At 47.9% G+C, this 24,089-nt stretch carries 25 protein-coding genes and 1 pseudogene; 18 read left to right on the top strand and 8 right to left on the bottom strand.

Annotation, left to right across the window (positions count from 1 at the left end; all coding sequences use genetic code 11):
- Window positions 1–2: 2 nt before the first annotated feature.
- The gene (locus DXD78_RS14350) at window positions 3–776 is read right to left on the bottom strand and encodes a radical SAM protein (protein WP_009037516.1); all 774 of its coding nucleotides are present in this window, start codon (window positions 774–776) and stop codon (window positions 3–5) included.
- A gap of 152 nt (window positions 777–928) precedes the next feature.
- Window positions 929–2,974 (bottom strand): helix-hairpin-helix domain-containing protein, encoded by a 2,046-nt coding sequence (locus DXD78_RS14345; RefSeq protein ID WP_117652793.1) that lies wholly within the window; start codon window positions 2,972–2,974, stop codon window positions 929–931.
- Between the two features lie 97 nt (window positions 2,975–3,071).
- Here DXD78_RS14345 and DXD78_RS14340 point away from each other — a divergent pair, with 97 nt between their 5' ends.
- Window positions 3,072–3,704: a DUF4294 domain-containing protein gene (locus DXD78_RS14340; RefSeq protein WP_005833968.1), complete on the top strand. Its 633-nt coding sequence runs from the start codon at window positions 3,072–3,074 to the stop codon at window positions 3,702–3,704.
- Here DXD78_RS14340 and DXD78_RS14335 read toward each other — a convergent pair.
- Both DXD78_RS14335 and DXD78_RS14330 read right to left on the bottom strand, forming a co-directional pair.
- Complete coding sequence (locus tag DXD78_RS14335) at window positions 3,699–4,439, bottom strand: DUF5131 family protein (protein WP_044468589.1); 741 nt, start codon at window positions 4,437–4,439, stop codon at window positions 3,699–3,701. The genes DXD78_RS14340 and DXD78_RS14335 overlap by 6 nt on opposite strands.
- Before the next feature lie 129 nt (window positions 4,440–4,568).
- Complete coding sequence (locus DXD78_RS14330; protein ID WP_005825206.1) at window positions 4,569–5,531, bottom strand: YitT family protein; 963 nt, start codon at window positions 5,529–5,531, stop codon at window positions 4,569–4,571.
- Between the two features lie 298 nt (window positions 5,532–5,829).
- Here DXD78_RS14330 and DXD78_RS14325 point away from each other — a divergent pair, with 298 nt between their 5' ends.
- The 6 genes from DXD78_RS14325 to DXD78_RS14300 all read left to right on the top strand — a co-directional run bounded on the left by DXD78_RS14325 (window position 5,830) and on the right by DXD78_RS14300 (window position 11,604).
- Window positions 5,830–7,053: a site-specific integrase gene (locus DXD78_RS14325; RefSeq protein WP_005775881.1), complete on the top strand. Its 1,224-nt coding sequence runs from the start codon at window positions 5,830–5,832 to the stop codon at window positions 7,051–7,053.
- Window positions 7,050–7,439: a hypothetical protein gene (locus DXD78_RS14320; protein WP_004328110.1), complete on the top strand. Its 390-nt coding sequence runs from the start codon at window positions 7,050–7,052 to the stop codon at window positions 7,437–7,439. The genes DXD78_RS14325 and DXD78_RS14320 overlap by 4 nt, the downstream gene beginning before the upstream one ends.
- A gap of 277 nt (window positions 7,440–7,716) precedes the next feature.
- Window positions 7,717–8,922 (top strand): primase-helicase family protein, encoded by a 1,206-nt coding sequence (locus DXD78_RS14315; RefSeq protein WP_004328112.1) that lies wholly within the window; start codon window positions 7,717–7,719, stop codon window positions 8,920–8,922.
- 257 nt (window positions 8,923–9,179) lie between these two features.
- Entirely contained in the window at window positions 9,180–10,118 is a 939-nt protein-coding gene (locus tag DXD78_RS14310; RefSeq protein ID WP_005775883.1) for a toprim domain-containing protein, read from the top strand.
- Window positions 10,119–10,294: 176 nt separating this feature from the next.
- Window positions 10,295–10,660, top strand: coding sequence for a MobC family plasmid mobilization relaxosome protein (locus tag DXD78_RS14305; RefSeq protein WP_004329306.1), 366 nt, complete (start codon window positions 10,295–10,297; stop codon window positions 10,658–10,660).
- Entirely contained in the window at window positions 10,657–11,604 is a 948-nt protein-coding gene (locus DXD78_RS14300) for a relaxase/mobilization nuclease domain-containing protein (protein WP_004329305.1), read from the top strand. The genes DXD78_RS14305 and DXD78_RS14300 overlap by 4 nt, the downstream gene beginning before the upstream one ends.
- 21 nt (window positions 11,605–11,625) lie before the next feature.
- On the opposite strand, the gene DXD78_RS14295 is transcribed toward DXD78_RS14300, so the two are convergent.
- A complete protein-coding gene (locus tag DXD78_RS14295) occupies window positions 11,626–12,285 on the bottom strand; it encodes an AraC family transcriptional regulator (RefSeq protein WP_004329304.1) in 660 nt (219 codons plus the stop codon).
- A gap of 62 nt (window positions 12,286–12,347) precedes the next feature.
- Here DXD78_RS14295 and DXD78_RS21195 point away from each other — a divergent pair, with 62 nt between their 5' ends.
- Window positions 12,348–12,497: a hypothetical protein gene (locus tag DXD78_RS21195; protein WP_004329303.1), complete on the top strand. Its 150-nt coding sequence runs from the start codon at window positions 12,348–12,350 to the stop codon at window positions 12,495–12,497.
- Between the two features lie 47 nt (window positions 12,498–12,544).
- Here DXD78_RS21195 and DXD78_RS14290 read toward each other — a convergent pair whose 3' ends face one another.
- A complete protein-coding gene (locus tag DXD78_RS14290; protein ID WP_004329302.1) occupies window positions 12,545–13,444 on the bottom strand; it encodes an AraC family transcriptional regulator in 900 nt (299 codons plus the stop codon).
- Between the two features lie 130 nt (window positions 13,445–13,574).
- Between DXD78_RS14290 and DXD78_RS14285 the strand changes: the two genes are divergently transcribed.
- From DXD78_RS14285 to DXD78_RS14250, 7 genes and pseudogenes are all read left to right on the top strand, one after another.
- A complete protein-coding gene (locus tag DXD78_RS14285; protein WP_004329300.1) occupies window positions 13,575–14,351 on the top strand; it encodes an MBL fold metallo-hydrolase in 777 nt (258 codons plus the stop codon).
- Entirely contained in the window at window positions 14,348–15,016 is a 669-nt protein-coding gene (locus tag DXD78_RS14280) for a radical SAM mobile pair protein A (RefSeq protein ID WP_004329299.1), read from the top strand. The genes DXD78_RS14285 and DXD78_RS14280 overlap by 4 nt, the downstream gene beginning before the upstream one ends.
- Window positions 15,013–15,888 (top strand): radical SAM mobile pair protein B, encoded by an 876-nt coding sequence (locus DXD78_RS14275; protein WP_004329298.1) that lies wholly within the window; start codon window positions 15,013–15,015, stop codon window positions 15,886–15,888. Before DXD78_RS14280 ends, DXD78_RS14275 begins: the two co-directional genes overlap by 4 nt.
- Window positions 15,889–17,250 (top strand): annotated as a pseudogene (locus DXD78_RS14270) (hybrid sensor histidine kinase/response regulator); the annotation flags it as partial.
- A complete protein-coding gene (locus tag DXD78_RS14265; RefSeq protein ID WP_117652792.1) occupies window positions 17,243–18,565 on the top strand; it encodes a sigma-54 dependent transcriptional regulator in 1,323 nt (440 codons plus the stop codon). The pseudogene DXD78_RS14270 and the gene DXD78_RS14265, both read left to right, overlap by 8 nt.
- Before the next feature lie 578 nt (window positions 18,566–19,143).
- Window positions 19,144–20,379 (top strand): site-specific integrase, encoded by a 1,236-nt coding sequence (locus DXD78_RS14255; protein ID WP_004291422.1) that lies wholly within the window; start codon window positions 19,144–19,146, stop codon window positions 20,377–20,379.
- A gap of 11 nt (window positions 20,380–20,390) precedes the next feature.
- Window positions 20,391–20,753, top strand: coding sequence for a hypothetical protein (locus tag DXD78_RS14250; protein ID WP_004291423.1), 363 nt, complete (start codon window positions 20,391–20,393; stop codon window positions 20,751–20,753).
- Between the two features lie 77 nt (window positions 20,754–20,830).
- Here the strand turns inward: DXD78_RS14250 and DXD78_RS14245 are convergent, their stop codons facing one another.
- Window positions 20,831–21,136 carry a helix-turn-helix domain-containing protein gene (locus tag DXD78_RS14245; protein WP_004291424.1) on the bottom strand — a complete coding sequence of 102 codons (306 nt, stop codon included), beginning with the start codon at window positions 21,134–21,136 and terminating at the stop codon, window positions 20,831–20,833.
- Window positions 21,137–21,167: 31 nt separating this feature from the next.
- Window positions 21,168–21,467, bottom strand: coding sequence for a helix-turn-helix domain-containing protein (locus DXD78_RS14240; RefSeq protein ID WP_004291426.1), 300 nt, complete (start codon window positions 21,465–21,467; stop codon window positions 21,168–21,170).
- A 201-nt stretch (window positions 21,468–21,668) separates the two neighbouring features.
- Between DXD78_RS14240 and DXD78_RS14230 the strand changes: the two genes are divergently transcribed.
- From DXD78_RS14230 to DXD78_RS14220, 3 genes are read left to right on the top strand one after another with little or no spacing between them, the layout of a single operon-like run.
- Entirely contained in the window at window positions 21,669–22,031 is a 363-nt protein-coding gene (locus DXD78_RS14230; protein WP_004304264.1) for a helix-turn-helix domain-containing protein, read from the top strand.
- Window positions 22,032–22,034: 3 nt separating this feature from the next.
- Window positions 22,035–22,385, top strand: coding sequence for a helix-turn-helix domain-containing protein (locus DXD78_RS14225; protein ID WP_004291454.1), 351 nt, complete (start codon window positions 22,035–22,037; stop codon window positions 22,383–22,385).
- 20 nt (window positions 22,386–22,405) lie between these two features.
- On the top strand, window positions 22,406–23,977 hold the full coding sequence (locus tag DXD78_RS14220; RefSeq protein WP_004291455.1) for a DUF3945 domain-containing protein: 1,572 nt from the start codon (window positions 22,406–22,408) through the stop codon (window positions 23,975–23,977).
- Window positions 23,978–24,089: the final 112 nt, after the last annotated feature.

Here is a 24,089-nt window from a genome sequence, read left to right as displayed (position 1 = left end):
TATTAATAAGAAACACTTACCGGTATACCCGTTTCACGTATCCGTTCTGCAATGCGATCCAGTTCCTCATGAGTGGCCTTCTGCAAATCATGGTCGGGCGTTTCACGGTCGATGGTATAAATCATCACTTGGCGGGGAGCAATCTCCTTGACAGCTTCCAGCCAGGGAAGAACAAATTTATCGGATGTATTATCCATATCTTGTCCTTTATAACTTCCTTTGAGAAACATGGTCTGGATAATGCAGTTCCCTTTGAACGCTTTCATCCCTTCTATAATCTCCCGGATGGAGTAATGTCCGGTAGGACGGTCAAGTACACGGACATACTCTTCATCCACCGTATCCAGTTTAAGGATGTTGTTGTCAATCTTGTTCAAAGCTTCGAATACGGCAGGACGATGAATAAAGGTAGAATTGCTCAGTACGCTCACCTTTGCATTCGGAAAATACTTGTCGCGCAAGGCAAGTGTATCTTCTATGATTTCGGGGAAACGGGGATGTGCCGTCGGTTCTCCATTACCGGCAAAAGTCAGTACATCCGGTGTAGGTCCGTTTTGCTGCATGTCCCGCAGGCGGGCTTCAAGGGCCGAACGGACTTCTTCGCGCGTAGGCAACGGCTGTTTGGGACGATGGTCGGCATTGAAGCCACATTCACAGTAAATACAGTCGAAGGTGCATACTTTGCCGTCTGCCGGCAATAAATTTATTCCCAAAGATACTCCCAGACGGCGGGAATGAACGGGACCGAATATGGGGGATGGATAAATGACAGTCATACTATTTACTATTTGACGATTTACTATTTACTATTTACTATTTACTATTTAATACTCCGAGTATCTACTAATCTTAGCACTCCAGAGTTCATCCTTGGATTATCATACGGACAAAGATAAAGAAAGAAATAAAAAAGCTATCAATCATTCCTCTAAAACTTGATACGCAGTTGCATCTGCAAGTCCGCTTTCCTATTTCCCGGTATCTCATCATTGCCCGAACCAATCGTCTCCCTATCCTGATAAACCGTCTGTCCGAATTTGGCAAGAAACATGAAGTTCTTACTCAAATCATATCGCAGATGAGCGGAGTAACGGAACCCTTTGCCATAGAAGGAAGGGGTATAGAAAGTATATAACAATCCACACTCGGAGGCGTAAACACGCGAATCGTAATCGTCCGTATGAAACCAGGTTCCCTGCACGGAAACTGACAGAGGGAAGGGGAAAGTGTACGAGCAAAATTGAGTACACTGATAACCTTGCCGTCTATCAAAGCGATACCCTTCCCCATCCTGCTGACGGAAGTGGTTATAATCTATTGTAGTACGAAAGATATATCTTCCCGGCATATAGGTCAGCCGATAACGGAGTTTATGGTGATAGATAGGTTCGATAACTGCACCGCTTGTACCCGTCACGTCTCTTTCTTTCTGTTTGTACCGATAATTAAAATACATCGAAAGGCTCTTTCGAGGAGTATAAGTAACCTGAAACATGGCATCCACTCCCTTTGAGGGCTTACTTATACGGTATTTCCACCAAGGAAAAGAAAACACATCCAGTGAAGTGAAAAACTTCCACCGGGCGAAAGGTGTGGCCTCTGCTGCCAGATACCATCCGTTCTCATTCTGCGGCATACTGCTTTCGCCAAAGGAACGCCCAAACAAAGTCCAATAATCATATGAATAATACCGGTGAACAAGTAGCAGATGATAATCGGAAGAAAGATTATACTTCAGCCGGTTCAGCAACGCATAGCCTTTACTGCCGGTTGCCGCTTCCCCCACCCAGACAAAACGGCCCAGACGATACCTATAATCCATGCCCACATTATAGAAATCACTTCCATGAAGATTGTACTTTGCATACTTGTTCAACCGAGGCTTGTAAGGATGGTTGAAAAAATAGTAAATCCCCGTCACTCCCACCTTCAGAGAGTTCTTTTCATAGGTCATGTTTCCACCTATCACCTGCAAGGCAAAGGCATTCATTTTATCTGCCTCCTTCTGCGTGCGATGCAATCCCGTCTTGTAAATGGAAGTTATCTCGCCATCCTCCACCACACCGTCCATGGAGCGATGCGAATAGAAAGCCGAAATATCCAAGTAAGGCAATACTCCCACCGTTGCCGCCACTCCCCGGAAATAATTGTACTCATCGGTAGAACTATGCTTACGGATGCCTCCGGTACGATATTCTGTTGTAGACATAGAGAATGTTTTTCCTAAACGAAAATCCGTACTAAGTACCAGTCCCTGCCCGAAGCTCAGACGGTAATTGCCCAATGCCAAAGCCTTCAGCCGCCCCAGATTCTTTATCAGAAAATAGAAAGAATAGTAATCATAGCCTTTTCTGTTGTGCAGGGCAAAGAAGGGTTCTCCGGCATCCTTCTCTCCCGTCACGCCTATTTGGAGATAATCTCCATAATGAAAATTATAGCGCAAAGAATGGTAAAGGGAAGGTCCCAGGTAATTCTTCTCATATCCTTTACGGATATAGAACGGTACATCCAAACGTGCCAATGTTTCGTGTTTCCCGTATTTCAGTATAGATTTTAAAGCAGGATACCCCCTACCCGCTTTCACTGCCCGCACACAGACAAAGGGCAGCAGTAGGTCGATGGTACGTTTATCCATCTCCTCCACCAGTTGCAATTCATAAATGGTCTGCATCTGTCCGTGTATATAGACATAAGCCAGAAGATTCTCTATCTGTATATCCGTAAGAAAAGGAAACTGCTCCAATTGCCGTTTAGTGGCGGCATTGAGGTTGACAGGCTCTTGCAGACGTCGGGACAACTCCTCCAATTCATCTTCCCAACCGTATTCTTCCTCATTCCCGATGGAAAGTTGTTCCAAATTTTCTTCCAAAAGAAGTAAAGGCTGTTCTTTCTGAAGGCCGGATATATTTTGAGCTTCAAGCATAGGAGTCATTGACAGCATACTTACAAAAACTCCTATCTTGAGTAATTCCATTAATAGTAGGTCACTTTCATGTTTTGGGAAGCGAAGTTACCTTAAATAAGTTAATTGAGCAAGGAAAAATCAACATGATGCAACAACATTACACAGAATGGTGTACTTTTGCAACATGAACGCAAGGCTTAACATAGTAATACTCATCATGTTTCTTTCTCTCGGAAGCCTGAAATGTTTTGCACAGCAGCAACCACAGTCTGCTGCGCAAAAGAGTGTCTATCTTACTCCCATGTGCGTTTACGAAGGAGATACCATCCCTTATGTCAAGCTCCCCACTGTCTACATCTTCAAGCCGCTTAAATTCAAGAACAAGCGCGACATGAACAAGTACTACAAACTCATTCGTGACGTAAAGAAGGTACTTCCCATCTCCAAGGAGATTAACCGTGCCATCATTGAAACCTACGAATACATGATGACCCTGCCCACCGAGAAAGCCCGCCAGAAACACATGAAAGCAGTAGAGAAAAGCTTGAAGGAGCAATACACTCCCCGCATGAAGAAACTTACCTTTGCCCAAGGCAAACTGTTAATAAAACTGGTAGACCGACAGACCAACTCCACCGGATATGAACTGGTAAAAGCTTTTATGGGCCCTTTCAAAGCCGGTTTCTACCAGACTTTTGCCGCACTCTTCGGCGCCAGTCTAAAAAAACAATACGACCCTATGGGAGACGATGCATTGACCGAACGGGTGATATTGATGGTAGAAAGCGGACAATTATAAACTGATGTTTATTCCCGCCTTGCGTGCCTGCGAATGTTGAAATTGGCGTTTCACATTATATGTCTTTCCGTCTTTGACGAACTTAGAACCGGTCTGCTTGAACCAGAAGTCCACTTTATTTTCCACACAAATTCTGCGAAGGTCCATCACCCATTCAAAATCACAAGGGCGGGCTTCGTAACCGGATTCTCCCCCTGCAACTATCTGTTCAATCCATTCGCCAACAGCATAAGTACTTAAATCTATCCTTTCCAGCAGCGGTTCACAGATTATTATCTTATGCTTTATGGGAGCTCTCCTATAGATGGGCAAGCGATAATCGGCGCAAGCCTGGTTTTCAACCGTACAACAAATGGTTACATTATCATATCCGTCTCCCCAATCATCGGGCAGACAGTCAGAAAAACGGTCTATACGCTTGGTAATCATCATAAAATGCAGGTCACTGCGACAACGAATCATCTCCCATGCTTCGGCCCGCCATTTGTCAGCATCTTCCACAAAGAAATCGGAAGTAAAGCAGGTGTAGACAAATGTTCCAGGTGGTATCTTGAATTCTCCGTTACGCTTTTTACGCAAAGGCAGGTCAAAGTTTTTTGTCCGCACCACCACCGAACTGTCCACCTCTCGCCGGGCATCACCACGATAAACATAACAATGCTTACAACCTGCACTCAATTTATGGCAACCATGCCATAAGTTCCACATCATCGACTTCGCAACAATACCGTTCATTCAAACAAAAAACTTATCGTTAACACCATGTTGAAAACTATGTTAGCAACACAAATAATTAGTTATTAAATAATTGATATTAAGCTATATATTCAGTTAATAACAGAATGAACAATTGTTTATTACTACTTATTCGGGTTGTACCTCTCCTGCCATCGGAAGCTCTTTCCAACCTTCACCAAATGCATCATAAGCATCGGTAACCACTACAAAAGCCTTTGGGTCTACTTCCCTTATCTTCTGCTTGATACCTACCACTTCCTTGTAACTCACCACAAGAAACAGCATTTCCTTGTCTACATTGGTATAAAGACCACTACTTTTGATGCAAGTGGCTGTACGGTCCAAATCTTTAAGAATATAGTCGTGCAAAGCGGTAAGGCGCATATCACTGATGACAAACAGTATCTTGTCATTCTTCTCCCCATTTATCACATAGGCCAATACCCTCGAAGTGACAAAAATAGCTATCAGTGAATAGAAAGACAAATGCCACGAAGGTTGTGTAGCATCATCCGGATTTCCGATACCGAAACCGATAACCAATAGGCCGAATCCCACCACAATGCCATCTACCAGCAGTATCGCCTTTGAAAAACGTATATGGCAATATTTCTGCAATATCATCGCCACAATATCCGTACCTCCTGTAGTAGCCCGGCTACGCACTACAATACCACAGCCTATACCGATAACCACCGCACCAATCACAGAAGTCAGCATCAAATGGTCGGACATATTCAGACTGCCACCCAGCAACTGTGTAGGGTCCAACTGATGGAGCGCTTCTTCAGAAGGATAGGAGAGGAGAGACAGCACATTCATGGCAAGCGGAGTGAATAGTGCCGCCACGATAGTACGTGCTCCCAATTTTGCTCCCAGTACCAGCACGGAAATGATAAGCAAAGGAATATCAAACATATAACCGAAAGTACCTACCTGAATAGAAGGGAACAGATTATGAAGCACAATACTGGCTCCATACACCCCGCCAGGAACAAGATTATAAGGATTGATAAAGTAAACAAAACCTGCTGCCAGAATAGTACAACCTACAAAAATGCCTATCCATGAAGATATTATCTTTTTCATATCGATATGATTTATATATTAAGAGCAAAGTTACAGCAAATCTCTGGAAAAGACGAATAAAAAGGGACAAATGTCTTCGTAATGCCTGTCAATAAGGCGTTTGCGAAGACAAATGAGGACAGGCGAAAAATCGAGGTAACGTAAAGGAAAGCGGATTTATGAAGAAGAACGGTCTCCAAATCATTACCCGCCGAATGGTGATTTTTAACACACCGTGTTGTATTTGGCAGCTTGTGGCACAGGTTGGCATATCAAGGTCTAACTCGTTGAGTAATAACTTTGCAAACAAAAAACGAGTATGGCAAGAAGCACATTCAAGGTTCTGTTCTACGTGAACGGCAGCAAGGAGAAAAACGGTATTGTCCCCATCATGGGACGAGTGACAATCAACGGGACTGTGGCGCAGTTCAGTTGTAAGCAGAACATCCCGAAAACGCTTTGGGACGTGAAAGGAAACAAGGCGAAAGGCAAGAGCCGCGAGGCACGAGACATCAACCTTGCCCTTGACAACATCAAGGCGCAAATCATCAAACATTACCAGCGCATTTCAGACCGCGAGGCATTTGTTACGGCTGAGATGGTGCGCAACGCCTATCAGGGAATCGGCAGCGAGTATGAGACGCTGCTAAAAGCATTCGACCGTGAGAACGAAGTGTTCAAGAAACGGGTAGGCAAAGACAGGGTAATGGCTACCTATCGGGCACGTGTACGGGCAAGAAACCATGTAGCCGCCTTTATCAAGTCGTTTTACAGACGCAGCGATATGTCCATGTTGGAACTTACTCCCGATTTCATCAAGGAGTTCGCCGCATACCTCTCGACTGAAGCCGGATTGCGGAACGGTTCGATATGGGCAAACTGTATGTGGCTGAAAGGCGTGGTCATGAAAGCGCATTATAACGGGTTGATACCGCGCAATCCTTTCATCCAGTTTCATATCAGCCCCAATGTGAAAGAACGGGAATATCTGACGGAGGATGAACTGAAAGCGGTCATGACACATGAGTTTGCAGACAGCAAGCTCGCATACATCCGTGACATTTTCATCTTTGCCAGTTTCACCGCCTTGTCATTCGTGGACATTCAGGAACTGACGAATGACAACATCGTGGAGGTGAACGGCGAGAAGTGGATATTGTCCAAACGCCACAAGACAAAAGTCGCCTTCCAAGTGAAGCTGCTGGATATACCCTTGCAGATAGTCGAACGCTACCGACCGATGCAGAAAGACAATCGTATATTCCCCGGCTTGAACTATTGGTCTATCTGCAAACCGTTGAAACGGATGATAAGGGAATGTGGCATAACCAAGTCAATATCATTTCATTGCAGTCGTCATGGCTTCGCAACATTAGCTTTGAGCAAGGGGATGCCCATTGAAAGCGTAAGCCGTGTGTTGGGACATACGAATATAGTCACGACCCAACTCTACGCAAAGATAACCACGCAGAAGCTCGACAACGACCTGACCATGTTCGGCGACAAACTGAGTAAGACGTTTAACGGAATAACGATGTCATGAGTATGAGAAGAAACAGCATAACAGTGAATGAATCCGGCAATATCATCATGCCGGAGAATGTCTCAAACATTTGGATGAGCGAGCCGGAATTGGTGGAACTGTTCGGAGTAATTGCTCCGACACTTCGTTCTGCCATCAGAAACATCTATAACAGTGGAGCATTAAAAGAATACGAGGTACAGAAGTATGTTCGGCAGGAGAACGGGTATCATGCCGATGTGTTCAGCTTTCCGATGATAGTCGCACTTGCTTTCCGCATTGACAGCTTCGGTGCGGAACAGGTGCGCAATGCCATATTTAAAAGGCTGTACTTGCGAAAAGAGAAAACAAATATCTTCTTTTCGCTGGGTATAAATGGTTGGGATATGTCTAATTATCAGGCATAAGTTCTAATGATATGACGACATGAAGTAGTGAGACCTATGCGTATTCCCATTGCCAACAATGTATTTATACGAGTATGTGAATAGGTGTATTGCCATTCATACGTACGATTACGACAAACCCGAAGAAAAATCCATTAGAATGGCATTTCTTCGGGCTTTTGTTGTATGTCATAAAGCCAAATCCAAGAAAATCTTACGTGAGGTATGCGTGAGTTGTTAATCCGTTCTGCGCTAATTGCCGAGTTTTGCACTGATTAAACAAAAAAATGAAGTGCTAATGAAACAAGGCAACTTTGAAAATGAGGAGTTTATCCGTGTGGGTACTACCCTCTACAAGTTAGTGAACCAGCCCCGTCTGAACGGAGGCTATGTGAAGAAGCGCATCGTGTGGAACAACGAAACACTGCGGCAGGACTACGGCAAGGACTATCTCGCCACCGTGCCGAAGTACGACGGCTTCTGCACCGTCCCCGACCATGTGGACTACCGTCCCGTGGTGGACAAGTTCCTGAACCTCTACGAGCCGATAGGACACCGTCCGCAACAAGGCGAGTTTCCCTGTATCCGGTCATTGGTGCGCCATATCTTCGGTGAACAGTATGAATTGGGCATGGACTATCTTCAATTGCTCTACCTGCAACCCGTGCAGAAACTGCCTATCCTGCTGTTGGTATCAGAAGAACGCAACACGGGCAAGAGTACATTCCTGAACTTCCTGAAAGCTGTGTTTCAAAACAATGTCACTTTCAATACCAACGAGGACTTCCGCAGCCAGTTCAATTCCGACTGGGCAGGAAAACTGCTCATCGTGGTGGACGAGGTATTGCTCAACCGCAGGGAGGACAGCGAGCGGTTGAAGAACCTCAGCACCACACTTTCCTACAAGGTGGAAGCCAAAGGCAAAGACCGTGACGAGATAGCGTTCTTTGCCAAGTTCGTGCTATGCTCCAACAACGAGTATCTGCCTGTTATCATTGATGCAGGTGAAACACGCTATTGGGTGCGCAAGATAGACCGTCTGCAATCCGATGACACAGACTTCCTGCAAAAGCTGAAAGCTGAGATACCTGCCTTTCTGTATTACCTGCAATACAGACAACTTTCCACCGAAAAGGAAAGCCGTATGTGGTTTGCGCCCTCTTTGCTGCATACCGAAGCCTTGCAGAAGATTATCCGCAGCAACCGCAACCGATTGGAGATAGAGATGTGCGAACTTATCCTTGACATTATGGAAAGTGTCGGCACGGACACATTCTCGTTCTGCCACAACGACATTCTTCTTTTGCTGGTACATTCGCAGGTAAAGGTGGAGAAGCACCAAGTCAGAAAGGTATTGCAGGAATGTTGGAAACTTACTCCTGCCTCTAACGGGCTTACATATACCACTTACCAATTCAATTACAATCGGGAGTGCCGATATGAGCCGATAAAAAGAGTCGGTCGTTTCTACACCGTCACAAGGGAACAACTTGAATCCCTGTAATACTATTCTTTTTTTGTTGAATTGATGAATAATGATATAACCATACTGATAATAAACAGCATACACTCTCAACAAATTCTCAACAATCGAAAAGAAAAGTTGAGAGGGAAACAGCATCAGTTTGTTGGATTCTCTATTTGTGAGTGGTTTGTTGAGAAGATGTTGAGAATATAAAGCATTAACGTATAGGACAATACATATCTCATTCATCAAATCAACGTTTTTACAGTCATCATCAAATCCATAGAAATTATATCATGAACATCCAAGAAGCAAAACAAATCAAAATTGCGGACTATCTGCAAAGTTTGGGTTATTCGCCCGTAAAGCAACAGGGAAACTGCCTGTGGTATAAATCCCCGTTCCGTCAGGAAACGGAAGCCTCGTTCAAGGTGAACACCGACCGCAACCTGTGGTTCGATTATGGACTGGGAAGAGGTGGTAACATCATCGCACTTGCAGGGGTACTGTACGCATCCGACCATGTGCCTTATCTGCTTGGCAAGATAGCGGAACAGGCACCACACATCCGTCCCATATCTTTCTCTTTTCGCCAGCAGGCATCCGAACCGAGTTTCCAACATTTGGAGGTGGGCGAACTCACCCATCCGGCATTGCTCCGATACTTGCAGGAACGGGGCATAAACATCGCTTTGGCAAAGGCGCAATGTAAAGAGCTCCACTTCACCCATAACGGCAAGCCCTATTTCGCCATCGGTTTTCCGAATGTGGCGGGAGGATTTGAAGTGCGTAACCGTTTTTTCAAAGGCTGTGTCGCACCCAAAGACATCAGCCATATTCGGCAACAGGGAGAAGCGAGAGAGAAATGCCTTGTATTCGAGGGCATGATGGACTATCTTTCATTCCTCACGTTGCGGAAGAGGAACTGCTCGAACTTGCCCGACCTTGACAGGCAGGATTACGTCATCCTCAATTCGACCGCCAATGTTTCCAAAGCTATAGATGTGCTGCACGGGTATGGACGTATCCACTGCATGCTCGACAATGACGAGGCGGGAAGAAAGGCGTATCGGGAATTGGAAAGGAAGTTCGCCGGACGCATCCGCGACTTCTCCGACAACTACAAAGGGCATAAAGACCTGAACGATTACCTGCGTGGAATCCGGCAGAAATTAGCCGTTAGTCCACCGCCAAGAACTATCGTAAAACCCAAGAAGAAAGGGTTGGGATTATGACATCCCGAATGAGAAAAACGGGAGATGCCCGAAACTCATTCCTTAAGGATTGGGAGGTAGCAAGTTTGTGTTTCGGGTGTACCGAAACCGCTTGCCACCCACCATCCAAATTGCAGGAGGTGGCATCCCGTCGGTCTATACAGTTGAATCAGTAACCGAATTAAAAGGAATAAAATATGGAACAGACAAAGGAACACAAGGAACGCAACAAGGGAGGTCGCCCCAAGAAGGAAGCAACCGAGAAACTGAAATACCGTATCGCAGTGAAAATGACGGCAGCCGACTACTTCCGCCTGCTGACACGATCGCATGAGGCGGGCGTATCACCAAGCGAGTACATGAGGGAATGTTTCCGTAACGGTCATGTGAAAGAACGGCTGTCGGAGGAACATGCCGGATACATCCGCCAACTCTGCGGCATGGCTAACAATCTCAACCAGCTTGCGCGTAAGGCAAACGCCGGAGGCTTCCACGATGAACGGTGGGACTGCAAGGTGGCAGTGGCAAGGATTCATGAACTTATAACCAAGATAGGGATATGATGGCGAAAATCGTAAAAGGAAGCGACTTCAAGGGTGCGGTGGATTACATCATCGACAAGAAGAAGGATACGCAGATAGTAGCAAGCGAAGGCTTGTTTATGGAAAATCTGGAAACTATCGCCATGAGTTTCAATGCCCAGTCACGGATGAACGATAAGGTGACAAAACCTGTCGGACATATCGCGTTGAGTTTTTCCAAAGAGGATGAGTTACGGCTGACGAACCGTATCATGGCAGGCATCGCGCTTGAATATATGGAACGGATGGGAATCAAGAATACGCAGTTCTTCATCGCCCAGCATTTCGACAAGGAGCATCCGCACGTGCATATTGCTTTCAACCGCATAGACAACAACGGCAATACCATATCGGACAGGCACGAGCGTCTGCGCAGTACCCGCATCTGCAAGGAATTGACCTTGAAATACGGCTTGCATATGGCTGGCGGAAAGGACAATGTCAAACGCAACCGCCTGAAAGAGCCAGACAGGACGAAATATGCGCTTTACGACATCATCAAAATGGAAGTCGGCAGATGCGGCAACTGGAACGTGCTTATCGCCAACCTGAAACGGCAGGGAGTGGAAGTACATTTCAAGCATAAGGGGCAGACCAGCGAGGTGCAGGGTGTTGTATTCTCCATGAATGGCTACCATTTCAACGGCTCCAAAGTGGACAGGCGTTTCAGTTATTCCAAGATTGACGCGGCTTTGCAGCACAACAGATGCAGGGAACGTATGGGAATAACAGCCGGAATATATGAAACGGCTACACCAAGCGCACCGTCCGGCACGGCACAAAGCGAGTTGTTCAACGGCTCTTGGGGATTGCTAAAAAGCAGTGGCTCATCTTATAACGCTGCTGATGCGGAAGCCAATCAGGAAATGGTGGATATACTTCGCAGAAGGAAGAAAGTTAAGCGCAAGAGAGGTGTTGGGTTCTAATATTCTGTACTAATCCAATTCTCACGACACTTGCGCTCTATATTCATTCGGAGTGTAACCTACCTCTTTCTTGAACAGTCGGGTAAAATGTTGCGGGTACTGAAAACCGAGATTATAGGCGATTTCATTAACGGTGTCGTCTGTAGATGCAAGTTCCGTCTTGGCTATTTCAATAGACTTGTCATGAATGAAATGCAGGGCGGTTGAACCTGTTTCTTTTTTCAATAAATCACTGAAATAGTTGGGCGAGAGGCAGAGCTTGTCTGCACAATACTGTACAGTGGGCAAGCCTATCCGTTTAGCAGCCCCATCATGGAAGTATTCGTCAAGCAACCGCTCAAATCTTGCGAGGATGTCTCGGTTTTGGTTGTCGCGTGTGATGAACTGACGGTCATAGAAACGTGTGCAGTAATCAAGGAACGTCTTGATGCTGTCTGTGATGAGGTTCTTGCTGTGACGGTGTATCGGATGGTTCAATTCATATTGAATCTTGTGGAAGCAATCCATGATGATTTGCCGTTCTTCCACACTAAGGTGCAATGCCTCGTTTGTCTCGTAGGAAAAGAACGAATATTCACGCATTATCCGCCCGAGAGGTGTATTCCGCAGCAGGTCGGGATGGAACATAAGCAGGTAGCCATCTGGTTGGAACTGCATGCCGTCATCTTCCGCACCGAACACCTGTCCGGGCGCGATAAATATCAGTGTGCATAATTATTCCTAAGTCTGTGAAACCGGAACGCATGAAGCAGAATCTCGACATATTAGACTTCACCCTGTCGGCCGACGACATGGCACGGATAAAGACGCTGGATACCGACAAGCCTTTCTTACTCGGCTCGCACGAAGATCCAGAAATCGTAAAATGGTTCATGCAGTACAAAAACGCCTGAACATCAACAACCATATTTCGATAGCCGCTATCGACTATATTAAGAAGTTATTCGTATATGCCTTTATTGTAATCCGTCATGTACTGAGTAAATGTTTTGCCTGTTTGCTGTTTGAAGAAGCGCATGAGATGGCTCGGATCAGAGAAATTGAAATCATCCGCCATTTCACTGACAGTGCGGTTGGAGAATAGCAATTCGTTCTTCAGTTCCTCAAGCAGACGTTGTTTTATCAAATGGGTAGCTGATACTCCGAATTGGGCTTTTACTGAGTTATTGAGTGTGATGCGACTGACATGAAGCATGTCTGCATATTCCTGCACCCGCTGGTGGGTGCGGATATTCTGTTCCAACAAGTCCTTGAACCGAAAAGCGAAATTGTTTTTAGCAATTTCAGCGGGCAAGCAATAGGCGGCAGCGTATGTACGATTGATAATCAGCAAAAGATAATATAGTAAGGAAACAATGATATTGTACGTATCGGACACTGGATTCATCAGCTCATACTTAATCTTTCCGAGCAGCCGCATATATTCCTTCATTTCGTCATGTGTGGCATTGATGTAAGGCGGCGTATCTGTCTGGTAACAATACAAAAGGCGAAAAACGAAGAACTTGTCGGCGATAAAAGTACGCATGAAATCTTCGCGGAATATAAGGAACGTGTAATCCAACGCCGTCTCATCTACATGCCACTCTTGTTGCTGATGGGGTGAAAGCAGGAGAACCATGCCGTCGCGCAGTTCAATCTTGCGGAAGTTCAGTAGCAAATATCCGTTTGCCTTACGGAAAAAGTAGAAGCTGAAGAAGTCTGTCTTAAACCGCTTGTTTTCTGTCAGCACAAGTCCGATGTCCTTGTTTATGGCAGTATTGATGTAAAAATCCACGCCGCAGCGTGTCTTGTTGAACGGTACGCTGACCAGTCGATCAGGGTTGATTATCTCGTCCATATCCTTGTCGTTTTTGCAAAGATAATAATTTCATTTATCAAAATGGCATAATTACCGTTTTTTCAGGCATAGATGTTTCGCCGGATTCTTCCGAACTTTGCACCCGTAATCAATAACAAGACATATAGTCATGAAAAAGACATCTACAGTACAATTGGTGCGCAATGCCACCTTGAAAATCAGGTATGCGGGACACACCATGCTAATTGACCCCGTTTTAGCCGACAAAGGCACTTTGATATCGGCCCTCGGTGTGAATAAAACACCGAGGGTACACCTCACCATTCCTATTCAGGATATTATCGGAGGCGTGGACATGGTGCTCCTGACCCACAATCACATCGACCATTACGAGCCGAGTGTCCCCACACATTTGCCCAAAGAAATTCCTTTCTACGTTCAGCCCCAGGACGCGGACGCCATCAGAAACGACGGATTTACAAATGTGATACCCATCGAAGAAATAAAAACAATAGACGGCATATCCATTTACCGCACGACCGGACATCATGGTTTCGGGCAGATCGGGCAGATGATGGGACCTGTATCAGGTTATGTGCTAAAAGCCGAGGGCTTCCCGACCGTTTATATAATGGGTGACTGCCGATGGGAAGCATGTATCCGAGACACCGTGGAACGGTTCAATCCTGACTATATCGTGGTAAACTCCGGAGGTGCAATCTTTCCCGAATTTTCCAAAACGGACGGTCCTATCATCCCCGACGAGAACGAAGTGATGCAGATACTTGACGAATTGCCTTCGCATATCAAGCTGATAGCCGTACACATGGATGCCATCGACCATTGCCAGACCACCCGTGCAATTCTGCGCAATGAGGCAACGCATCACGAAGCCGACATGAGCCGGCTGATTATCCCGGAGGACGGAGAAACAGTTGTGTTATGAGTGTCTGCATTAAATCCCTGATAAAAAACATGAACATAGTGGTAGGGTGCACTATAGGATGCCCTTACTGCTATGCCCGTAACAACTGCCGCCGTTTCCACATTACCGACGACTTTTCCGTGCCTGAATACATGGAACGAAAACTGCGCATCATCGATACGTCCCGTCCTCATGTGTGGCTCATGACAGGAATGAGCGATTTCTCCGATTGGAAGCCTGAATGGAACGCAGAAATTTTCGAGCGGATCAGCAGCAATCCCCAGCACGCCTATATCTTTCTGACGAAGCGCCCTGACAAAATCAGTTTCTCCTCTGACGACGAGAACGTATGGATGGGCGTGACCGTTACGCGCAGTTCCGAGAAAAGGAGGATTGATGATTTGAAAAAGAATATCAAAGCACGACACTACCATGTCACGTTTGAACCTCTCTTCGATGATATCGGCGAGATTGATTTCGAGGGAATTGACTGGATTGTCATAGGCACAGAGACCGGAAACCGAAAAGGAAAGTCATATTCGCGCCCCGAATGGGTGCTTAGCATTGCAGAACAGGCAAAGGCTCATGGCATACCGGTGTTCATGAAAGAGGATTTGCTGCCGATTATGGGCGACGAAAGAATGATTCAGGAATTGCCGGAACAATTTACCAGACGAATACAATGAATATGGATACAATAAAGGAAATAGATGTAAAGAGTGTAATGACCAAATCCTCTCTGCCGGTGGGAGGATATTCGGTCAACCCTTATGTAGGGTGTCCCCACGCCTGCAGGTATTGCTACGCATCGTTCATGAAACGGTTCACCGGGCACACCGAGCCGTGGGGTACGTTTTTAGATGTAAAAAACTGGAAGCCGATAACGAATCCTCATAAATACGACGGTGAACGTGTTGTAATAGGGTCTGTGACGGACGGTTACAATCCGTATGAAGAAGAATTCCACCGTACCCGAAGGCTGCTCGAAGAGCTGCGAGGAAGCGATGCCGAGATTATGATATGCACAAAGTCCGATCTTGTCCTTCGCGATCTCGACCTGTTGAAGAGTTTTCCCAAAGTGACTGTGTCATGGTCTGTCAATACGCTCGACGAGCAGTTCTGCGCAGATATGGACAACGCCGTAAGCATTGAACGCCGTCTGAAAGCGATGCGTCAGACATACGAGGCAGGTATCCGCACCGTATGCTTCGTCTCGCCCATATTCCCCAGAATAACAGACGTAAAGGCAATAATAGAGGAGGTAAAAGATTATGCTGATTTAATCTGGCTTGAAAACCTGAATTTACGCGGGCAGTTCAAAGGCGGGATAATGACGTATATCCGTGAGAAGTATCCTGACCTCATACCGCTTTACGAGGAAATTTACAATAAAAAAAGGCTTGAATACTGGCAGGCATTGGAGCAGGACATTTCAAATTACGCCAAGGAGCAGGGCTTCCCGTATCGTATAAACGATCTGCCATACGGACGCTCGGAAAAAGGCAAACCTGTCATCGTAAACTACTTCTACCACGAAAAAATACGATTGACAAAATGAGGCTATGCCGGACTGATGCAGAAAAGTTGTAGCGCGGATAAAAGCACCATGTATGTGGATAATATCCGGCAATCTTCCGAGCGTATGCGGGAGATGCTCAACACGCTGCTGGATTTCTTCCGTCTGGACAACGGCAAGGAGCAACCCAACCTTTCCCCTTGCAGGATTTCCGCAATCACGCATATTCTTGAAACGGAGTTCATGCCCATTGCCATGAACAAGGGGCTGACTTTGATAGTGGAGAGCCACACCGATGCGGTGGTTTTGACCGACAAGGAACGTATCCTGCAAATCGGCAACAACTTGTTGTCAAACGCCATCAAGTTCACGGATAACGGTAGTGTATCATTGGCAGCGGATTATGATAACGGTTTGCTGAAACTTATCGTTGAAGATACCGGTACGGGCATGACCGAAGATGAGCAACAACGAGTATTCGGTGCATTTGAACGTCTTTCAAATGCCGCCGCAAAAGACGGCTTCGGATTAGGATTGTCCATCGTGCAGCGTATTGTGGCGATGCTCGGTGGAACTATACGCTTGGAAAGCGAGAAAGGCAAAGGGAGCCGCTTCACGGTGGAAATTCCCATGCAGACAGCCGAGGAACTGCCGGAACAGACAATTCAAGCGCAAATGCGCCATAATCATATCTGCCATGATGTGATTGCCATCGACAATGACGAGGTACTTCTCCTTATGTTGAAAGAAATGTATGCCCATGAAGGGATGCACTGCGATACCTGTACCAATGTTTCGGTACTGATGGAGCTGATACGAAAAAAGGAATACAGCCTGCTTCTGACGGATCTGAATATGCCTGAGATAAGCGGTTTTGAACTGCTGGAACTGTTGCGCTCATCCAATGTAGGCAACTCGAAGAGTATTCCCATAGTCGTGACAACCGCTTCGGGCAGTTGCAGCAAGGAGGAACTTATAGGGCGTGGATTTGCCGGATGCCTGTTCAAGCCGTTCTCCATATCCGAACTGATGGAGATTACGGATAAATGCGCATTAAGCAGCATATTGGATGAAAAGCCGGATTTTTCCACTCTGCTATCTTATGGCAATGAATCCGTCATGCTGGACAAACTGATAGCGGAAACCGAAAAGGAAATGCAGGCGGTCAAGGATGCAGAACAGCGTAAAGACCTCCAAGAACTGGACACACTTACACACCATCTGCGAAGTTCATGGCAGATTCTCCGTGCCGACCAGCCATTGAGGGAACTTTACGCCCAACTTCATGGAAGTGCCACTCCAGATGACGAAGCGATATGCAAAGCGGTGACCGGCTGTGCTGGATAAAGGTGCTGAAATTATCCGGCAGGCAAAAGAAGAAAGGAAAAATACGAAAATGGATAAAACAAGAATCATCGTGGTGGAGGACAATATCGTGTATTGCGAGTTTGTCTGCAACCTGCTGGCACGGGAAGGATTCCGTACCGTGCAGGCTTACCACCTCTCGACCGCGAAGAAACTTCTGCAACAAGCCTCAGACGGGGACATCGTGGTTTCTGACCTACGACTACCCGACGGTGACGGCATCGACCTATTACGATGGATGCGCAAGGAAGGCATGACACAACCGTTAATCATCATGACCAACTATGCCGAAGTGCATACGGCAGTCGAAAGTATGAAACTCGGCTCGCTGGACTATATCCCCAAGCAGCTTGTGGAGGATAAACTTATGCCTCTGCTTCATACCATCCTGAAAGAACGGAGTATCGGACGAAATCGTATGCCCGTTTTTGCCCGTGACAGTTCCGCCTTTCAGAAAATCATGCAACAGATAAGATTAGTTGCCCCTACTGATATGAGCGTGCTGATATTCGGAGAGAACGGCACGGGCAAGGAGCATATCGCCCACCATCTGCATGATAAGAGCAAAAGGGCAGGGAAACCGTTTGTGCCTGTGGACTGCGGTTCACTCTCCAAAGACCTTGCGCCCTCGGCATTCTTCGGACATGTCAAAGGCGCGTTTACGGGTGCGGACAGCACAAAGAAAGGATACTTCAATGAGGCAGAGGGTGGCACATTGTTCTTGGATGAGGTAGGCAATCTCGCATTGGAAACCCAGCAGATGTTACTCCGTGCCATACAGGAACGGAGATACCGCCCTATAGGTGACAAGACGGACAAGAGCTTCAATGTCCGCATCATCACCGCCACCAACGGGGATCTGGAGAAAGCGGTCATTGAAAAACGTTTCCGACAGGATTTGCTGTACCGTTTGCACGACTTCGAGATAACTGTTCCGCCCTTGCGTGACTGTCAGGAGGACATCATGCCGTTGGCGGAGTTCTTCCGTGAGATTGCCAACAATGAATTGGAATGTAGCGTGACTGGGTTCGATGCGGAAGCCCGTAAGACATTGCTGACCCATCCGTGGCCGGGTAATGTCCGTGAGCTTCGGCAGAAGATAATGGGCGCGGTGTTGCAGGCACAGACGGGAGTTGTCATGAAAGAGCATCTGGAACTTGCCGTAACGAAACCGACCTCACCTGTCAGCTTCGCCTTGCGAAACGATGCGGAGGACAAGGAACGCATCTTACGCGCGTTGAAGCAGGCAAACGGAAACCGCAAGGTTGCCGCCGAATTGCTCGGAATCGGACGTACAACGCTGTATAGCAAGTTGGAAGAGTATGGATTAAAGTATAAATTTCAGCAATCATAGCCCGCAACTTGCCGAAAATAGAAGTAACGGTTAAACCGGATTATTCAGCGAAGATAAAAAACGTCCTGTGATAAAAATCATGGGACATTTTGATGTGTATCCGATTTTTATTGCTACTTTTGTACCAAGACGAGAGACATTGACAGCAACTCACAGCAGAACGTAGAAATAGACAGGGTTGCCAAATCATTACCTCATTTTTACCTTATCCTCAGAACTGCTTGCTAATAAAGTGGTTATAAAAATCTTCCAGAATTACTACAAAAAAGTGAAATGCGGAAAGATATAGTGATAGAATTGAGTTACAAGGGTTTTGGTTGAAGTGGCGATAATCCGTGAAGCCATTACAATCCCTGCCGAAGCCAAATCCTGACGCCGCTACGTTACTTGTTCGTAACCATGCCCGAAAATGCGACAAACGGGTACGAATAGCGAAACAAGGCTCTAAGGAATAGTGAGTTATCCATAACTCATGCGAAAAATCAGGTTACGGAAAAAGATTGCGCCGTTCCTCCCCGTTTTGCGTACCAACACCGGACTCTTCACCAACTAATTTTGAAACCCAAAAATTAAGGACAATGAAGAGTACATTTTCAGTAATCTACTACCTCAAGCGTCAGGTAGTGAAAAAGGACGGGACAGTTCCCGTCATGGGACGCATCACGGTGGACGGCAGCCAGACACAGTTCAGCTGCAAACTGACTGTCGATCCGAAACTGTGGGACACCAAAGGTGGACGTGTCACGGGCAGAAGCACGGCGGCACTCGAAACGAACCGTATGCTTGACAAGATGCGGGTACGCATCAACAGGCATTATCAGGAAATCATGGAGCGTGACAACTTCGTCACGGCGGAGAAGGTGAAGAACGCCTTTCTCGGACTGGAACACCGCTACCACACGCTGATGCAGGTGTTCCGCCAGCACAACGAGGACTACGAGAAGCAGGTGGAGGCAGGCATGAAAGCCAAAGGCACGCTGCTGAAGTACCGCACCGTTTACAAGCACATGCAAGAGTTCCTCGACATCCGCTACCATGTGAAGGACATCGCCCTAAAAGAGCTTACCCCGGCTTTCATCTCCGACTTCGAGATGTTCCTGCGCACGGACAAGCACTGCTGCACCAATACCGTGTGGCTGTACGTCTGCCCGTTACGGACGATGGTATTCATCGCCATCAACAACGAGTGGCTGACGCGCGACCCGTTCCGCGAGTATGAAATCAAGAAGGAGGAAACAACACGCAGTTTCCTGACCAAAGATGAGATCCGCCTGCTGATGGAGGGGAAACTGAAAAACGCCAAACAGGAATTGTACCGCGACCTCTACCTGTTCTGCGCCTTCACGGGGCTGTCGTTCGCGGATATGCGCAACCTTACGGAAGAGAATATCCGCACCTACTTCGACGAACACGAGTGGATAAACATCAACCGCCAGAAAACGGGCGTGGTGTCCAACATCCGCCTGCTCGACATCGCCAACCGCATAATCGGCAAATACCGGGGACTGTGCGGGGACGGCAGGATATTTCCCGTTCCGCATTATAACACGTGCCTTGCCGGTATCCGTGCCGTCGCCAAGCGTTGCGGCATCACCAAGCATATCACGTGGCATCAGAGCCGCCACACGGCAGCCACGACGATATTCCTCTCCAACGGTGTTCCCATCGAAACGGTCAGCTCCATGCTCGGACACAAGAGCATAAAGACGACGCAGATTTACGCAAAGATAACCAAAGAGAAGCTCAATCAGGACATGGAGAACCTTGCCGCAAGATTGAACGGCGTCGAGGAATTTGCAGGTTGCACCATCTAAAAAGAAAAGCCATGAAACGTGACACAATCATCATCGAGGACAAGGCAGTCAGCGTAACCGGTAACGACGTGTGGATGACCGCCACCGAAATAGCCGGATTGTTCCATACGACCGTCCCGGCAGTGAACGCCGCCATCAGAGCCGTCCGCAAGTCGGACGTGCTGAACGACTACGAGGTGTGCCGCTACATGCAGCTTGAAAACGGGCTGCACGCGGACGTGTACGCCCTTGAAATCATCATCCCGGTCGCTTTCAGGGTGAATACCTACAACACCCACCTGTTCCGCACATGGCTGGTGGGAAAGGCACTCTCACAAGAGAAACGGCAGACATACGTGATGTTCATACAGAACGGAAAAGCCGGGTATTGCTGATTGCACATACCCCATAAGACAAGTAAACGGGTAGCACCACAAAAGGTGTCACCCGTTTACTTTTTCATGAAACCGCCTCACTCCAGCGGCTTGCGGTAGTTCGCTTCCAGTACCCCGCGCAGCCCCGTTTCCGGGTAAAGCACCTTCCCTCCCAAAAGTATGAAGGGCAACACGCGGTTGTTGCGGTATTCCTGCAAGGTGCGCCGGCTCACACGGAGCAGTTCCGACACCTCGCCGTCCGTCAGGTAACGTTCCCCGTCCAGCGGAGGACGGTAGCTTTCCAGAAATGCGGACAGCCATTTCGAGCCTTTGCGCATATCCTGCACCACAGAGGCTATCGGCTCGTCTTCCATCGTAAAAACATCGTTGTTCTCGTTCATCATAACTTCGGATTCAGTGGGTGAATAAATCAAATCATCTGCCGTGCGGATAGAGCGTGCCGACAAGCGGTATCAGCCGCTTCACCTCCTCTGGCTTGTAATAGAACCTGCGGTTTATCTGCGAGTAGCCGATAAGCCGCCTGTCACGCAGCGTCTGCAACGTGCGCGGGCTTATTCTCAACTGCCCGCAGACCTCCTCGCCCGTGAGCCATCTTTCCATGCGCCCCGTGTCGCTTTTGCGCCTCAGGGCGGCGACCTTCTCCGAGAGTGCGCCGAATGCCGCCACCATCATCTCGAAAGTCTTTTTCTCGATAGATACTATTTCCATATTCATGTCATTTAGAGTTTGCCGCAAAGGTAACGAAACGGCATACAAGACGTATCGTTTTCCGCTGAAAGGCTGCCTGTTGCGCCGTTTGACCGGGTTACGGAGCCATCTTCCGCAAAAATCTTACGTGAGTCACGTAGTGAGTTGTTAAAGCCCCTTTTGTTTATTGCCGAATTTTGTCGCAGAAACAAAAAGAAAGGACTGAACATGAAAGTGATAACAATGGAAAGTTCCGCCTACAAGGAGATGATGGCGCAGATTGCGAACATCGCAGGGTACATCCGCGAGGCAAGGGACGAGAAGAAACGGAAGCGGGAAACCGAAGACAAGCTGCTTGACACGGCACAGGCGGCGAAGATGCTCAACGTGAGCAAGCGCACCATGCAGCGTATGCGCACCGACCACCGTATCGAGTATGTGGTGGTACGCGGAAGCTGCCGCTACCGCCTTTCCGAGATACTGCGGCTATTGGAGGACAACACAGTAAGGAACGAGGAAGGGACAATAGACACCCTGTTCCACAACCACACGCTGCGCACGGGCGGCAAACCAAAAGGAAGGAGGACATAGGTCATGGAACTGCTCACACGAAACAACTTCGAGGGCTGGATGCAGAAGCTGATGGAACGGCTCGACCGTCAGGACGAACTGCTGCTGGCGATGAAGGCTGAGGGGAAACAGCCCACTATCACGGAAAGCATCCGCCTTTTCGACAATCAGGATTTGTGCATGTTGCTCCAGATAAGCAAACGCACCCTCCAACGCTACCGCAGCGTAGGCGCATTGCCCTACAAGACGCTGGGCAAGAAGACCTATTACAGCGAGGAGGACGTGCTGACATTCCTTTCCAACCATATCAAGGACTTCAAAAAGGAAGATATAGCCTTCTACAAGGCTCGTATCCATAATTTCTTTCATAAATAACCCATTAAAACATTTTTCAGATGGCAAAGAAAAAAGACGAAAAGGACGTGCTGGTAGTCCGTGACGAGAAGACAGGCGAGATCAGCGTGGTAGCCGGGCTGAACGCGGACGGCACACCCAAGCGCACCCCCGCAAAAGCGGAGAACGCGCAGAGTTTCCTGCAATTCGACCGACATGGCGACGTGCTGGACAACTTCTTCAAGAACTTCTTCCGGCAGTGCAAGGAACCCAGCCGCTTCGGTTTCTACCGCATTGCGGCAGACCAAGCTGAAAATCTCTTAGAGGTGATGAAGCAACTGCTGAAAGACCCCGAAGCGAACAAGGAGCTGCTCGCCCCTCACAAGGTGGACACCTCCGACTATGAGAAGAAGGTGCAGGAAGAGATGGCAGCACAACAGACAGAGAAACAAGAACCTCAAAAACAGGAGAACATGGAACAACGGAAAGAACAGCAACAGGACAAATCCGAACAGATGCAGGGCAAACGTGGCTACCAGCCCATCGACGAGAGTAAAATCAACTGGCAGGAGCTGGAGGACAGATGGGGCGTAAAGCGGGACAACCTTGAAAAGTCCGGCGACCTTACGAAGATGCTCAACTATGGCAAGTCCGACTTGGTAAAGGTCAAACCGACCTTCGGCGGCGAATCATTCGAGCTGGACGCCCGCCTCTCCTTCAAGAAGGACGGTGAGGGAAACATCAGCCTCGTGCCGCACTTCATCCGCAAGGAGCAGAAGCTGGATGAGTACAAGGAACACAAATTCTCCGACAATGACCGGAAGAACCTCCGCGAAACGGGCAATCTCGGTAGGGTCGTGGACATTGTGGACAGGGAAACGGGCGAGATCATCCCCTCCTACATCAGCATCGACCGCAAGACGAATGAAATCACGGACATTCCGGCAAGCAGGGTGCGCATCCCGGAGCGCATCGGCAAGACGGAAATCACCACGCAGGAGCGGGACATGCTCCGCGCCGGACTGCCCGTACGCGACAAGCTCATCGAGCGCAACGACGGCAGAAAGTTCGTCACCACCCTGCAAGTGAACGTGGAGCAGCGCGGCGTGGAGTTCGTGCCGGGAACCGGCAAGTCGCCCCGTACCGCACAGACACAGGAAACCAAAGGCGACACATCGAAAAGTCAGGCGCAGGGCGGGGAAAATGCCGCACAGACCAAGAAGGAGCAACGCCGCAACACGTGGACGAACGAGGACGGCAGCATCCGCCCCATCAGCAAATGGAGCGGCGTGAGCTTCACCGACCAGCAGAAAGCCGACTATGTGGCGGGTAAAGCCGTGAAGCTGGAGAACGTGACCGACAAGCAGGGCTTCCATGCCACGATGTATATCAAGTTCAACCCGGAGAAGGGACGCCCGTACCGCTACGACACGAACCCTGACAATGCACAGCAGGTTGCTCCGTCCAACGAGAGCCGCACGCAGGTGGCGGTGAACAACGATGGCAAGACCAACGAGGCTACAAAGAATCTGAGAGAGCCGTTGCAGAAAGGTCAGACCAACCCGAAGGACGCCCGCCAGCAACAGCAGCAGGAGAAGCCGCAGAAGAAAACGGGCAAGGGCATGAAAATGTAATCCCGTGTCCGCCACTGAATCCAAAATAAAATCCAAAGTATCAACAAAAAAGAAGAAGACATGAAGACAATCATTGCAGAAAAGCCCTCCGTGGCACGTGAAATCGCCCGCA

The organism is Bacteroides sp. D20, assembly GCF_003436255.1.
In the GTDB taxonomy this organism is placed as follows: domain Bacteria; phylum Bacteroidota; class Bacteroidia; order Bacteroidales; family Bacteroidaceae; genus Bacteroides; species Bacteroides uniformis.
The sequence above is the reverse complement of the archived record's forward strand: the minus strand, read 5'-3'. Positions and strand labels throughout refer to the sequence as shown.